The following is a 14,894-nucleotide window of genomic DNA, read 5'->3' on the forward strand; positions in this document are numbered from 1 at the left end:
GGCTTTTTGTACATAACACTCCTGTTATTTTAACTGCAAAGTTTTTGGTGACTTTCCCCCTAAATGCTCCCGTAAAGTAGAGCCTGTATACTCTTCCCTAAATACACCAGCTTTCACGAATAGAGGAATAACTTCACTAAAGAATAGATCTAGTGACTTTGGAGGTCCTCCTGGAATGGCGATAAATCCATCTAACGCTCCGGCCTCAAACCTATCCATAATTTGTTTCGCAACGTCTTGCGCTGTACCAACCGCAACCCAATGAGCTGAGCCAACAACTTCTGGTCGTTCTAGTATTTGTTCAACAGTTGGTTCATTTTTAATAATGTAGCTCCGTAATAATTCAGCGTGTGTTTTACTGCGAACAGTTTGATCACGGCTTGGCAACATCTCTTCCGTAATCTTACTATCTAGGGGAATCCCTCTCGCATCTAGCCCGAGAACCATTTCGAGTAACGAGTATCTCTTCTCTTTTGTGAGATGTTGATGTGCTTGCCTATGCATGTCTAACGCTTCTTCATATGTATCACCGATAAAGAAATATAATCCAGGTAATACACGTATATCATCTTGCTTTCGGCCATGCTGTTCCGCTCTTCTTCTTAAATCTTGACGCAGTTCCATTCCTGACTCTACATCTGGCGTTGCAGCAAAAATTGCATCCGCAACAGAAGCGGCGAAATTCCGGCCTGACTCTGAAGCACCAGCTTGGAATAATGGCATTTCTCCTGAAATGTGCTGCGGAATATTAAGTGGACCTTTCACCTCAAAATATTCGCCATTATGCTCAATGGGCTTTACCATCTCTCTAATAACATCAGGATTATCTACTTTCAAAACTTCATTAGGGTGACTTCCCCAAAGTTTTCTTACTAACGCTGTACATTCTGCCGCTTTCGCGTATCGTTCCTCAGATGGTGGCATTCCTTCCTCTCCAAAGTTTTCAGCGCCGTCAATGGATGTAACAATATTCCAACCAACTCGGCCGTTGCTAATCCAGTGTAAAGACTGTAATTGCCTCGCTAATATATATGGTGGATAAAACGACGTTGAAGCAGTCGTAACGACTCCAATTTTTTCTGTTGCATAAGCAATAGCAGTAAACAATAACGTCGGATCTAAAATGACATTTCCCTTATTACGAGCAATTAAATCTGGGTGCGCCACTAAATAATCTGCTTTAAAAACAAAATCTAACTTCGATTTTTCTGCTCGTTTCGCTAACTCTACTTGTTCATCAATTCCCGAATCAAATATACACTCTTCCTCTTTCTTTCTCGAAATTAAACATAATCCAATGCAAAGTTGATTTTTTGTAGACATATACACACCATCCCCTTGTTTTTAATTCACTTCGTTAAACAAATGTTGCTATCATTATGAGATTCCATTCTTATGAAAATAGATAAAACGATATTGATAATCATTATCATTTTATGATGTAACTGTAATAAAAGCAATAATAAAAAAAGACTTCCACTCAGGGAAGTCTCTTATCTCAATATTTCATTTGCTTCTTTTTCATAAATTTTATCAAATGAAGTCATAACGCGTTGTGACGCTGAAATCATTTTTTGATCTGTCATAAGATCAGCCATCTCTTTCGTCATATCTACATTTGAATTTTCTAGCATATGATTTTTTACTGTTCCTGCTCCGTTCGGTAAATCAGCAATGTTCTCTTCTGCTAGTGTAAAGCTTTTGTTCTCTCTTTGTACGAGACGATTATTCGCTTCTGCACCTACTGTTTTTGTTTGCAGGCGGGCAATATTATTTTGTGTTACTGCATCATATAACGTACCGTCTGCTTGTACAGCTACTTTTGCTCCTTCTGGAATACGAATACGTTCATTATTCTCTCCCATTACGAAAGCACCTGAAGATGTTTGTAAATAACGATCACTATTCAATGTAAAACTACCGTCTCTCGTTAAAAACGTTTCATTATTTTTAGATGTAACGAAAAACGAAGCTGTGCCAGCAGTTCCATCATCTAAAAAGAAATCTGTATCACTATTTGTCATTTGTATATTTCCTTGTACTAAGTTCACATGCGTTGCGGCTGGTACTACAGCGTAATCGACCGAACCGATATTTGTCACAGCTCCATCTCCGCGGCGATATGTGTCTTGTACATCAAATACTTTAGAAGTCATATTTTCTGCTTTAAATCCTGTCGTTTGAGCATTTGCAACGTTATTCGAATGAACATTAATGCGCTGCATGTAATTCATCATACCCATAGAACCTATATAAAGACCGTTCATAATCGTTTGAATAAGGCAGTTGCCTTATCCTTCACCTCTCTTCTATGATGTTTGCAACATTTGTTTCGCTAAATGTTCAGCTGTAGCGATATGTATATGTTGCTTCACGTCTTGTCCGTCTGTCATTAATACAATTGGAGCTGATGATACTGCTGGAATTTTCAACAATTCACCACTACTTGCTGTTTCATCAAATTTCGTAAATACGATACCATCAATATGAATATCTTTAAAATTCGTAATGATTTCAATCATATCTTTACTTTTCATCGAAGCTGATAACGTTAAACAAATATAATCTGGCTCTACTTGTCCCATCGTTTCAATCATTTCTTCTACTGTTTCTGACGCACGATAATTTTTTCCGGCTGTATCAATTAAAATATAATCGACGCGCGCTTCCTCTTTAAAATACGTAAGCGCTCTTGTCATTGCAGCTTCATCACGTACAGCGATTACTTCAAATCCAATTGTCTTTACGTAATCTTGCAGTTGCTGTACTGTTCCAATGCGCGAATGATCTGTCGTAATAAAACCGACCGTTTTTTTCTTACCGTGAAACTGCCATGCCATTTTCGCAAGTGTCGTCGTTTTTCCAACTCCAGTTGGACCGATTAATGCAATTGTTTGCACTTCTTTTTCAAAAACGTTTTCCGTGTTGAAATGGGATCTCATATCTTTCAATATATATCCGATCACTTCTTCTTCTGTAATCATCGTTGCATTCTCAAACTTCACTTTTAACTTCTCAGCATATGCATGAATGAAGTATTGTTCTACATCATTTTGCTCTAGCATGCGAATTACTTTTTGAATAATAAACGGTACAGATTCTTGGTTTTCTTTTTTTACAACCACTTCTTCTTTCTTGACGGGAACGACTTTTTTCACAGCTTTTTGCTTTTTCGTTACTTTCGTTTCTTCCGTCTGTTTTACAACGACGATTCCTTTTTCAAACAACTTTAATAGTTTCTCTTTCTTTTTTGCCCATTCTTCACTATTTCCTGTTTGCATCGCCGCGTATGACATAGGAGTCGTCACGTTTTCTAAATTGTGCAGTACCGATTGAATTCCGTTCGCCTTCACAATTTGTTCTGAAGGATCATTTACAACATCCATTAATTGTTCATGAAATTGAGCTGTGCCTTCATTCACTTCTTCCTGTTTATCCTCTGGAAAAGCAACTAACATTTCATAATTCTTTTTCCAAAAAAACGGGATATTTCGTTTTACACTTTCATCGACAACGTAATAATAATCTGTACCATATTGGTCAAATAACTTTCGATACAATTCATTTTTCGAAGCTGCTTTTATTCGCATTAACGCTTCTTTCTTTTCTGTACTTTCCATTACTTCACCCCCTACTATTCAATATAGGCAATTTGATCTACAACAATTTCCGGTGCTAATTCGCTAATACAAAGTACTTGCGCTTCTACTTGATAACGCTCAAGAAGTCTTACAATCGCAAATCTGAAATCTTTTCTACGCGTTAATAATACTGGTTCTCTTCCCATTAAACGAGCTTGTTTAAAGACACGCTGTACTTGTTCAACAACACGTGTTTCTAAATCTAAATCCCAGTTTAATAAGTAACCTTGGTATGAATTATTTACAACATCCGCATCTAACTCTATTGAATCTGAGAAGAGCGCCGCGTATATTTTACCGTCAGGATTTTTCGCATTTTCACAAATAACTTTTGAAATACATTCACGGACGAATGACGTTACACCGTCTACATGGTTTTGATAAATTTCTTTTCCGTCAATAATACCTTCAATAATGGTTGGTAAATCACGAATAGAAATACCTTCTTTTAGAAGTTGTTTAATAACATTTTGAACGAGTGATAAGTCGATTTCTTTCTTCTTAATCTCCTCTAGTAAAACGCCGTTATCATTTTCAAGCGAGTTAATTAAGTCTTTTACATGTTGACGCTGAATTAACTCATGAAGATTACGTCTAACGATAACATCTAAATGTGTAATTAATATGCTAAGTGGCTCTAATACTTGATAGCCTTTCATTTGTGCATCTTGTACCATATGTTCTAAAATCCAATATCCATCTTCACCGAAAATTGGATCTTTCGCTGGTTCTGCATCTAAATCGGCCATTACATTCGGTGTTTTCAATGCTAATAAGTAACCTGATTTCAAAACACCTTCAGCTGCCTTCGCACCTTTAATACGAATAATATAACGTCCGCGTGGTCTAAAACTCGTATTATCTTTAAAGTTAATGCCAGGAACGTTAATACCAAGGTCGGTAATAATCGACTTCCTCATAAGAACAACTTTATCACGAGCTGTTTCCCCGTTAATTTTCTGCTTTACAAGTGCTGCTAAATCTAAACCGAGTTCTACTATAATTGGATATTTATCTGTAAATACTCCGAATGAATCTTCCACTTGTTGCAGTTGCTCATCTTCGCCTTGAATCATTTCTAATTCTTTTTGAAGCTCGTCCTCTTTTTCTTTCTTTATTCGGTTTTTATTACGAATTCCTAAGAAGACAATTGTTCCACCAACGAGTGCGAATGGTAGAAATGGTAGCGGAGTAAAAATACCCATTGCTATAAATAAACCACCGAGCGCATATACAACGACTTCATGTGCTAATAGCTCTTTAAAGATACCTTCTGTTACTGTATCAGATGAACCATCAAATACACGAGTTACGATAATACCAGTTGAAATCGCAAGCATTAACGAACCGATTTGGTTTACGATTCCGTCACCGACAGTTAACTGTGTATAGTGAATAGCTGCTTCAGCAAAGCTCATGCCCTGCTGCATCATGCCGACAATTAAACCGAAAATAATGTTTACGAATAAAATAACAATCCCGAAAATAACGTCCCCTTTAATGAACTTTCCGGCACCATCCATCGCTCCGTAAAACTCTGTTTCCATATTTAACTTTTTTCGTTTTGCCTGTGCATCTTTTTCAGTAATAATACGCTGGTTTAAATCCGCATCGATTGACATTTGTTTCCCAGGTAAAGAATCAAGCGTAAAACGAGCTGCAACTTCAGCTGTACGAGACGCACCGTTTGCAACGATAAACTGGAATATGATTAATACTATGAAAATAACGATACCAATTAATAAGTTCCCGCCAATTACGAACTGGCCAAACTCTTCAATAACATGCCCCGCATTTCCGTCTGTCAAAATCGCTCGCGTCGTCGATACGTTAATCGATACGCGGAAAATCCCGATTAATAACAACATCGTTGGAAATGACTTTAATTCATCCCACTCGTTAATACTTGTTGCTCGCATATAAATAAGCACTGACATACTTAGTAAAAAAACGATAACGATATCAAGTATAAATGGTGGAAGTGGAATTAAGAGCGCCACTACGAATGACGCTGCTAAAAAGATAGAAAAATAGGTTCTTGCAGAATCTATCTTAAACACAAGAGATCTCCTCCAACCGCGCTATTATACTTCAAGTTCATTCGTTTGAATTAAATAGCGCATAACTTCAATTACAGCTACGTATAAATCTTCTGGAATCGTCTCATCTTCCTCGACTTGATAATATAAAGAACGAGCAAGCGGACGGTTTTCTACCATTGGTATTTCTTGTTCACGGGCAAGCGTTCGTATATATAATGCGAGCTCATCTTCCCCTTTTGCAACGACAATTGGTGCTGCATCAACCTGTTTATTGTATCGAAGTACGACCGAAATATGAGTGGGGTTGTTTACAATAAACGTTGCACCATCCATCTTCTTCGCAATTGTTCCTTGCAAGATCGCATGCATAAAGTTTTTTCGTTTCCCCTTTACTTGCGGGTCCCCTTCATTATCTTTATGCTCTTGTTTTACTTCTTCTTTTTTCATCTTAATATCTTGTTCGTACTCCCACTTTTGATAAATAAAATCAATAATAGATAGAACGATTAATATAATTAAAATAGCTAAAAAGATAAATTTAATTTGCCTAATAATTTCAGTAAGTGACGCAGTCCAGTTAAATCCAATCATACTAACAATTTTTTCTAAATTCTTTTTAAAGAGAACGTAAGCGACGTAACCAATTAATCCCATATAAAACAGTGACTTCAAAATATCTACTAAACTTTTACGACTAAACAATCTTGTAAAATAGTTTTTTGGGTTAATACGCGACGCTTTCGGCTTAATGACTTTAGAAGAAAATAAGAAACCGACTTGAATCATATAATTAAATAAATGAAAAGCGTATACGAGTATTAAGATTGGAGCTGATACTTTTAGTAGTAAAATCCCCATTAAATAAAAATACTCGGTCGAATCTGTATTTTTCCCAATTTGATCAAATAGCACCGCTACAGAATTTGCAATCTCATAACCGAGCCAATCTCCGAAAAAATAAACGACAACTGCTAATACGAGAATGGAAAATAAATTATTTAAATCTTTACTCCGGGCAATATTCCCTTCTTCACGCGATTTTTTACGCTTCTGCGGGGTGGCCTTTTCTGTTTTATTATCCTTTGCCATGCGCGTCCCCCTACTTCGTTAAGAAAAAGTTAAATAGTTTCGTATATTCTTCAAGCAATACATCTGTCATATTTTTAAACACATAACCGAGCATCGGTACACTCATCGCAATAAACAAAATACCACACGTAATTTTAATGACGAATGCATTCATAAAAATATTTAATTGTGGTGCATTTTTTGCGATTAAAATAAGAACAAAGTTAATGATGAATAAACTTCCCATAAGCGGAAGAGCAATTTCAACCGCTGATGTAATCGCAAATAATAACGTTGCGAGTAGACTATCTAAAAAACTAGTCGTCAGCAATTTTGAAATCGCCTCTGTATATTGAAACGACTTTAAAATCGTGGCAACGAAATAATTAATGCCGCCAAGTGAAATAAAAATAATAAGAAAAAATATATCAAAAATGGTTGAAAGTAAAGTAGACTGTGATCCTGCATTTACATCAAACAAACTTGCCTGTGATAAACCTATATCAAAGTCTAAAATATGCCCTGCCATTTTCGGAATGTTCCACAGCATTTCTACAATTTTTGAAAGCGATAATCCAATTACAATTTGCGTACCTGCATAAGCTGCAACGTCCCAAGTTGTCTTTATGTGAGAGACATCAACTTGATCGGCCACTGTAATCGAAAGTGCAAGTCCAACTGTAACCTTCGCCATTGCTGGAATGGATCGACCTGAGAAAAACGGTAAAAAATATAAAAATGAAGTAATGCGGCAAAACGCAAAAAACGTCGCCGCCCATAATTCCATATTCATTTCAGTTCACCCATCTTAGTACGAACGCAATAGCGATGGAATTTTATCAAATAAATCTAAAATAAGCGTCGTTAACTCTTGAAACATCCACGGACCTAAAATGATAATAACGAGTACAATACTCGCCATTTTCGGTAAAAACGTCAGCGTTTGCTCTTGAATTTGCATCATCGCCATAATGACAGCGATAATAATAACGACAATCATACTTACGCCGGCAACCGGCATTAAAATCATAACCCCTTTATAAAAAAAGGTTTGAAAAATATCTATAATTGGTGACGTATTCATTTATATGACTCCTATCACATAGCATCAAACGCTTCAGGCGACCGTTTTAAACATAATGTCGACGATTTTTGTATATCCACCTAAATATACGAAAACGAGTATTTTAAATGGTAAACTTAAAATCATCGGTGGTACCATCATCATCCCGAGGTACATTAAAAGTGTACTAATAATCAAATCTATAAATACAAACGCTAAATAAATGAACATCCCCGTTAACAACCCTTTTTGGATTTGCGTTAACGTAAAGGATGGTACGAGCGTAAATAAGGAAAGATCTTTCAAATCTTTCGGCAACTCTTCTCCGCGCACTTTCAGCATCATTTTTAAATCATGCTTATATGTATGCTTTGACATATACTCTTTCATAATCGGAGCTGTCGTCTCCGCAGCTTGACTTACTGTTATTTTCTCTTTCGTCATCGGATCCCAAACATCGCTCTTTAGCTGCCCAAGTACAGGCTGCATCGTAAAGAGGGATAAAAATAGTGCAAGTCCTACAAGCACTTGGTTCGGTGGTAAGTTCATTACCCCAAGTCCTTGACGTGTAATCCCAAGAACGATCATAAAATAAGTAAAATGTGTAAATAATAGAACGATAGACGAAGATAATGATAAAAGGGTAACGAGCGCAAATAGCTGTACACTTGAATTACTCGTAAACTCTTTTCCATTTTCGAAATTAATAAAACCGTTCGGGGCCGCATACGCTGGATTTACAAAAACAATTGAAAAAACGATAGAAAATACGAAAATAACGGCTAATACTGATAACTGTTTCTTTATTCTCATGATGGATCCTCTACTTTTTTCGTTTCACTCTTCACCGCGTCTTCTAGCGCTTGTTGAAACTGATTTCCTGTTCCTGTTAATTGCACAGATTGTACACCGTTATTACTAATAACAGTGAACACTTGCTTGCCGTCCACTTCAAATAAAAAGGCGCTCGTTTGATGATTTAAATACACACCGTCTTTCACTTGAATATGGCCATTTTCACCTTGCTTAAAAAACTGCTGCTTGCGCGTCTTTTTCGTCATATAATATGCACCGTAGCCGAGCGCACCAAATAGTAAAACGACTTGAAATAAGGTCGTCATATACGACATATGACTCCTCCTCTACTCTTTATCTTGCATTTGACTTTGCGCTTTCATAAGCGCAGCTTGCTTCTTGTCAGCTTCAATTTCAGAAATGATAATACCGAACTTCTCGTCCATTACGATCGCTTCACCGATGCCGACTTTCATATTACTTAAATACACATCTACTTTATGTCCTAAGTTTTTCTCTACTTCCAGAACATCGCCCACTTTTAATTGCTTCACATCACCAAGCTTAATAGATGCCTTTCCAAGCTTTACACCAAGTTCAATCGAAATATCTGAAACAGTATCAATATGTGCTTTACCTGCTTCATTTCGCTTCCCTGCAAAATCTTCTAATCCCATTAATGACACAGGAGATACTTCATGCTTCATATGGATCCTCCTACTCTACAAAACTTTTAAATAAGAGCGCCTTACGCGTTCCATCTTTCCCAATAAAACAATTAAATTTATGCTTTCCATCTACATAACCAAGTAATTCATCCGAAACTTTCGTATGAAGCGGAATAATATCGCCTTCTTCAATTTGTTCAATCTCGCCCATTGTCATCTTCTGCTCACCAATTGCAACGTGAACAGGTTTGTACACTTGATTTACTTTCACTTCCACTTCAGACGTATACTTTTTACGTTTATCCGAAGAATGTTCGACAATATTTTCAGATGTTAACTTATCCATAATTTCTTCAACAGATAAGAACGGAATACCGATACGCACTGTCGTATTCCAAAAATCCGTTTTCATATTTACGTTCAGTAATGAAATGATATCACTCGCTGTCGTAATCTTTAATGCATTCGGGTCTGTCTCCGTCGTTACAAATTTCGGTTCAATCGCCACAACACTTTCAAATGATTGCTCTAAATTTTTACAAAGGAGCATAAAAATATTATCCAGTGTTAAAAACTCAAATGCGGTAAGTGGTCTGCGCATCGTAAAGTTACGCTTACTATCTCCACCAAGCCAACATTCATGAATATAAATAACGAACGCTAAATCAATCTCAATAACAATTTCTCCAAGCTCCGGGAGGCCAAGATCAATAACGCAATATAAATAGTAATCTTTCGGCATTTTCTCCACATACTCACTCGTAAACGGAACTTGCTCAACCGTTGAAGGCTCAAGCTCAATTGGAATACGCATACGCGCTGCCAACGTCTGTGACGTCTGTTTACCAAATGTAGAAGCAATCGCTTGCAAGCTACGTAAATGCTCAACACCGAACTTCTCCGGTCTATTAAAATCATACTCTTGTAATTTCTCTTGCTTCCCTGCTTCTTGTGCGAAAGCTGGCATTTCCTCGCCTTCATTTACCGCCTTCAGCAGGGCATCAATTTGCTCTTGGCTTAATTTTTCGCCACTCATGACAATCCCCTTCCCTACCTTTTCAATTCAACGATTTCAACGTACATCTTTCCATTCTTCGTCAAAATCTTTCCGGTTCCAATCTCTTCATTCTCAAGCATAAGACGTACCGTATTTTTCGTTGAATTTTCAAGACGATACAATGTACCTTTCGTTATATGAAGCAAATCTTCAATTTTCTTTTTCGTATTTCCGATTTCAAAATAAATTGTTAACGGAATATCATCTTGTAATTTCAAATCTAGCCAACTCCCATATCATGTTCACGAAAATTTCATGTTCTCTCTATATATGAAATTTCTTATTTTGAAACGTCGATATTTAATATTTTTTTAATATATCCTTGCGTTTCTTTAAATGGCGGTACGCCTCCGTACTTTCTCACATTACCAGGGCCAGCATTATAAGAAGCAAGTGCCAATACTAAGTCGCCGTTATTTTTCTTTAAATAACCGCTTAACTCTTTCACACCGCCTTCAATACTTTCAGCTGGTGAAAATGGATTTTTTATACCCATCTCTTTCACATTCGCTGGCATAAGCTGCATAAGACCCATCGCACCTGCATGTGATACCGTTTTCGGATTAAAATTAGACTCTACTTCAATCATTTTTTGAATTAACGTTTTCGGAATTCCGTATGTACGGCTAGCGCGATCAATAATATCCTCATACTTCCCCTCATTGGAAGAACGTATTTTTTGAATATTATACTTCTTCGTTAATTCCCACGTATCAGCAGCCTCATTTTTCGTTTCTGGGAAACGTCGTTCAAACTCTTTTTGTGCGACTTGCACTTCATCTACGTTCTTCGTTTCAGCTTTTTCTTCAGGCTTACTCGCTTCCTCTACTTTATTAATAGATTGTTCCGGTTTATTTACGACCGTTTCTATTTTCGTAGATTGTTCCGGCTGACTCATATCCTCTACATTTGCCGGCTGCGTAGTACCCTTCGTCTCCTTCGCAGGTTCACTCTGCAACTTCTCTTGAAAACGACTACTAACGAATGCTTGTGGACTACTTAACTTTTGCTGAATTTGTCCTTTCTTATATGCAAGCACTTCTTTTACTATATTTCCAACTAACATAATATCACCTTTTCGGTAAACAAAGATAATCTAATATTAGAGTTTTTTTTTAAAGTTTGCAATAATCCTTTTAATAATATTGTAATAAAAAAATGAATATATTGTTAAACTGTTATTTTTTTATATTTATTAATTCGAATTTTTAGTTGACACCCGCTATGACAGGGATTACAATAAATCTCGAAATTGATTTTTTCGCATATTACCGTTTTTCAATTTGCAGAAAAGTCAATATAAAAAAATGGGGGTTCTTAACATGAGAATTAATACAAACATTAACAGCATGCGTACGCAAGAGTACATGCGCCAAAACCAAGCTAAAATGAGTAACGCTATGGACCGTTTATCAAGCGGTAAACGTATCAACAACGCTTCTGACGATGCAGCAGGTCTTGCAATCGCAACTCGTATGCGTGCACGTGAAAGTGGACTAGGAGTAGCTGCTAACAACACGCAAGACGGTATGTCATTAATCCGTACAGCTGATTCAGCTTTAAACTCTGTATCTAACATCTTACTTCGTATGCGTGACATCGCTAACCAATCTGCGAACGGTACGAACACTAGCGATAACCAAAAAGCATTAGATAAAGAATTTTCTGCATTAAAAGAACAAATTGATTACATTTCTAAAAACACAGAGTTTAACGATAAGAAATTATTAAATGGTGATAACAAATCTATTGCTATTCAAACTTTAGATAACGCTGATACAACGAAACAAATCAATATTAATCTAGCTGATTCATCTACTACAGCTTTAAATATTGATAAGTTATCTATTGAAGGAACTGGTAATAAAACAATCACACTTACAGCAGCAGATATTGCTAAAGATAAAACAAATATTGATGCTGTAGGTACTGCTAAAACAGCATTAACTGGGTTAACTGGTACTCCAGCTGCAGCAGCAATTAATTCAGCAGTTGCTGACTTTAAAACAGCATTTGCTAAAGCTGACAAAAACTTAATGAGTGATGCACAAATTAAATCTGTTACGGATGCAATTACAGCTTTCGAAGCTGATGCTACTCCAGATCTTGCAAAAGCTAAGGCAATCGGAACTGCTTATACTGCACCTGCAGCAGGTGATATTACAAAAGCTTCACCAAACGCTTCTAATGCAATTAAATCAATTGATGCTGCATTAGATACAATCGCTTCAAACCGTGCAACTCTAGGTGCTACATTAAACCGTCTTGACTTTAACGTAAACAACCTGAAGAGCCAATCTTCTTCTATGGCTTCAGCTGCTTCTCAAATCGAAGACGCTGACATGGCGAAAGAAATGTCTGAAATGACTAAGTTCAAAATCTTGAACGAAGCTGGTATCAGCATGCTTTCTCAAGCAAACCAAACTCCACAAATGGTTTCTAAATTATTACAATAAGCCATTTGATTTAGCTTCATGAATAAACCTCTCTGCTTGCGGAGAGGTTTATTTTTTGTAAAACCTTCTTTTTTTGGTGAAAGATAACATTTGCGGTGTACAGAGGTGGTCAGTGCTTATCTTGATAAGCTTTTTTGTCTTTTCATAGCCGTTTATTAGCTTTAAAACACTAAATCTATATCAATCTATAAGGAGTGTCTATTATGCGTATTGGTACGAATGTTTTAAGTATGAATGCTAGGCAATCGCTATATGAGAATGAAAAACGTATGAAAGTTGCGATGGAGCATTTGGCGACTGGTAAGAAGTTAAACCATGCTTCTGATAATCCAGCTAATGTTGCGATTATGACTCGTATGCATGCGAGAGCGAGTGGTATGCGCGTGGCCATTCGAAATAATGAGGATGCGATATCGATGCTACGTACAGCGGAAGCTGCCCTTCAAACTGTAACGAATGTTTTGCAACGTATGCGTGATTTAGCTGTTCAATCTGCAAATGGTACAAATTCAAATAAAAACCGTGATTCACTGAATAAAGAGTTTCAGTCTTTAATAGAGCAAATTGGCTATATTGGCGAGACGACTGAGTTTAATGATTTATCCGTATTTGATGAACAAAACCGGCCTGTTACGTTAGATGATATTGGTCATACAGTAAATATGATAAAACATATTCCCCCTTCCCCTACACAACATGACATCAAGATTTCAACAGAACAAGAAGCAAGAGCGGCAATTCGTAAAATTGAAGAGGCTTTACAAAATGTATCACTTCATCGTGCTGATCTTGGGGCTATGATCAATCGTTTACAGTTTAATATTGAAAATTTAAATAGCCAAAGTATGGCCTTAACAGATGCTGCATCTCGAATTGAAGATGCGGATATGGCGCAGGAAATGAGCGATTTTTTAAAGTTTAAATTGTTAACTGAAGTTGCCCTTAGTATGGTTTCACAAGCAAATCAAATTCCGCAAATGGTTTCCAAGTTACTACAATCTTAAAAAATCATCTTCCTTCTTCGAAACGATTCCATACAAAACAAAAGGGAAATACATATACACTATGTATCTCCCTTTTATTTTGTACCCAAATTTTATTACTGCGTTACAGTCATAACCTGTCCACTACGATCAACCATAATTTTCATTTTACTGTCTTGTGCGTTATATAACCCTAATTTATGCAAATCTTGTTTACATTCTTTTACGAAGAAAGGTAATGTGCGAATTTGATTGATATCAGAGCTCGTAATGAAATGAATTAAATGCTGCGTCATTTCTTTTATATCATGAACAAGCTCTTCCTTTTCTCGCTTTAACCTTTCATTTTCAACCCGTAATACATGTAATTCGCCCTCAAGACCACGAGCATTCTTTTCACCTTTTGAACGCTCTGCAGCCATGCTAGAAAGCTTATAGATTCCTTCCATGAACTGATGTAGTTCATGCTCTTTTCTTTCACTACACTGGCTGATCGTTTCAAAATTATCAACAATACCAGATATAACTGTTACAAGATTTTTTTCGTTCTCTGTATTTGGAACTTCATTTCTTAATTCTTGTTTGTTTTCTTTTTTTATTTCAACAATTGGTTCTTTTACAGGTGTATATTTTCGCTTTCGTCCTGGTTTTTGTTTTTCAATATTTTCAAACGGTATTTCACATTTTTTTAATTTGTAATACGTATTTTGTAATTGACTTGCTGTTTTTGGAAAAAGATTTAGTTCTTTTTTACTAACGTATTTTGAAATATTAATAATGTTTAAACCGTGACGTTGGGAAAATTGATACACTTCATACAGTAACTCTAGCTCAGACTTCAGCCATGTAATTGTAGATTTTTCATACGCCCGCATCCCGCCATTTTTTTCGATATCTATTTGAAATAATACCATTCTATTATATAAATCAACTAATTCTTCATACTCTACTCGGAATTGTTTCTCTATTTTTTTTAATTCCCCTTCTAGTTGCACATCGTTCATTTTATTATTTGACATGTTTTGTAAAAGATTTAATACATTGATTGCTGTGTGGTGATACATAATCTGTGCCACTCCCCCTCATCCTTTCACAATTCTTATCTGACTCCCATGTCTTTT

At 36.4% G+C, this 14,894-nt stretch carries 16 protein-coding genes; 2 read left to right on the plus strand and 14 right to left on the minus strand.

The window, feature by feature from the left end; all coding sequences use genetic code 11:
• Window positions 1–24: 24 nt before the first annotated feature.
• The 13 genes from MNO09_RS22560 to MNO09_RS22620 all read right to left on the minus strand — a co-directional run bounded on the left by MNO09_RS22560 (window position 25) and on the right by MNO09_RS22620 (window position 11,400).
• Window positions 25–1,323: an NtaA/DmoA family FMN-dependent monooxygenase gene (locus tag MNO09_RS22560; RefSeq protein WP_088107004.1), complete on the minus strand. Its 1,299-nt coding sequence runs from the start codon at window positions 1,321–1,323 to the stop codon at window positions 25–27.
• Window positions 1,324–1,493: 170 nt separating this feature from the next.
• On the minus strand, window positions 1,494–2,267 hold the full coding sequence (locus tag MNO09_RS22565) for a flagellar basal-body rod protein FlgG (RefSeq protein WP_088107003.1): 774 nt from the start codon (window positions 2,265–2,267) through the stop codon (window positions 1,494–1,496).
• 42 nt (window positions 2,268–2,309) lie between these two features.
• Window positions 2,310–3,620 carry a flagellar biosynthesis GTPase FlhF gene (gene flhF / locus MNO09_RS22570; RefSeq protein WP_064476527.1) on the minus strand — a complete coding sequence of 437 codons (1,311 nt, stop codon included), beginning with the start codon at window positions 3,618–3,620 and terminating at the stop codon, window positions 2,310–2,312.
• 14 nt (window positions 3,621–3,634) lie between these two features.
• Window positions 3,635–5,701, minus strand: a complete 2,067-nt coding sequence (flhA, locus tag MNO09_RS22575) for a flagellar biosynthesis protein FlhA (RefSeq protein ID WP_088107002.1) — start codon at window positions 5,699–5,701, stop codon at window positions 3,635–3,637.
• 24 nt (window positions 5,702–5,725) lie between these two features.
• On the minus strand, window positions 5,726–6,772 hold the full coding sequence (gene flhB / locus MNO09_RS22580) for a flagellar type III secretion system protein FlhB (protein ID WP_001040116.1): 1,047 nt from the start codon (window positions 6,770–6,772) through the stop codon (window positions 5,726–5,728).
• A gap of 10 nt (window positions 6,773–6,782) precedes the next feature.
• Complete coding sequence (locus MNO09_RS22585; protein WP_001055715.1) at window positions 6,783–7,544, minus strand: flagellar biosynthetic protein FliR; 762 nt, start codon at window positions 7,542–7,544, stop codon at window positions 6,783–6,785.
• Window positions 7,545–7,559: 15 nt separating this feature from the next.
• Entirely contained in the window at window positions 7,560–7,835 is a 276-nt protein-coding gene (locus MNO09_RS22590; RefSeq protein WP_001098085.1) for a flagellar biosynthetic protein FliQ, read from the minus strand.
• Window positions 7,836–7,868: 33 nt separating this feature from the next.
• Entirely contained in the window at window positions 7,869–8,627 is a 759-nt protein-coding gene (locus MNO09_RS22595; protein WP_061680559.1) for a flagellar type III secretion system pore protein FliP, read from the minus strand.
• Window positions 8,624–8,944, minus strand: a complete 321-nt coding sequence (locus MNO09_RS22600; RefSeq protein WP_000121176.1) for a hypothetical protein — start codon at window positions 8,942–8,944, stop codon at window positions 8,624–8,626. The genes MNO09_RS22595 and MNO09_RS22600 overlap by 4 nt, the downstream gene beginning before the upstream one ends.
• A gap of 12 nt (window positions 8,945–8,956) precedes the next feature.
• Window positions 8,957–9,316, minus strand: a complete 360-nt coding sequence (fliN, locus tag MNO09_RS22605; RefSeq protein ID WP_064476531.1) for a flagellar motor switch protein FliN — start codon at window positions 9,314–9,316, stop codon at window positions 8,957–8,959.
• 10 nt (window positions 9,317–9,326) lie between these two features.
• Window positions 9,327–10,313, minus strand: coding sequence for a flagellar motor switch protein FliM (gene fliM, locus MNO09_RS22610; protein WP_088107001.1), 987 nt, complete (start codon window positions 10,311–10,313; stop codon window positions 9,327–9,329).
• Window positions 10,314–10,327: 14 nt separating this feature from the next.
• On the minus strand, window positions 10,328–10,552 hold the full coding sequence (locus MNO09_RS22615) for a flagellar motor switch protein FliN (RefSeq protein WP_000775712.1): 225 nt from the start codon (window positions 10,550–10,552) through the stop codon (window positions 10,328–10,330).
• A 62-nt stretch (window positions 10,553–10,614) separates the two neighbouring features.
• Window positions 10,615–11,400: a lytic transglycosylase domain-containing protein gene (locus tag MNO09_RS22620; RefSeq protein ID WP_088107000.1), complete on the minus strand. Its 786-nt coding sequence runs from the start codon at window positions 11,398–11,400 to the stop codon at window positions 10,615–10,617.
• A 256-nt stretch (window positions 11,401–11,656) separates the two neighbouring features.
• Here MNO09_RS22620 and MNO09_RS22625 point away from each other — a divergent pair, with 256 nt between their 5' ends.
• Complete coding sequence (locus MNO09_RS22625; protein WP_088106999.1) at window positions 11,657–12,790, plus strand: flagellin N-terminal helical domain-containing protein; 1,134 nt, start codon at window positions 11,657–11,659, stop codon at window positions 12,788–12,790.
• Between the two features lie 203 nt (window positions 12,791–12,993).
• A complete protein-coding gene (locus MNO09_RS22630; RefSeq protein ID WP_088106998.1) occupies window positions 12,994–13,794 on the plus strand; it encodes a flagellin N-terminal helical domain-containing protein in 801 nt (266 codons plus the stop codon).
• A 95-nt stretch (window positions 13,795–13,889) separates the two neighbouring features.
• Here MNO09_RS22630 and MNO09_RS22635 read toward each other — a convergent pair whose 3' ends face one another.
• Window positions 13,890–14,837 (minus strand): DNA-binding domain-containing protein, encoded by a 948-nt coding sequence (locus tag MNO09_RS22635; protein ID WP_098116669.1) that lies wholly within the window; start codon window positions 14,835–14,837, stop codon window positions 13,890–13,892.
• Window positions 14,838–14,894 lie beyond the last annotated feature (57 nt).

The organism is Bacillus sp. N5-665, assembly GCF_022637375.2.
Classification (GTDB): domain Bacteria; phylum Bacillota; class Bacilli; order Bacillales; family Bacillaceae_G; genus Bacillus_A; species Bacillus_A wiedmannii.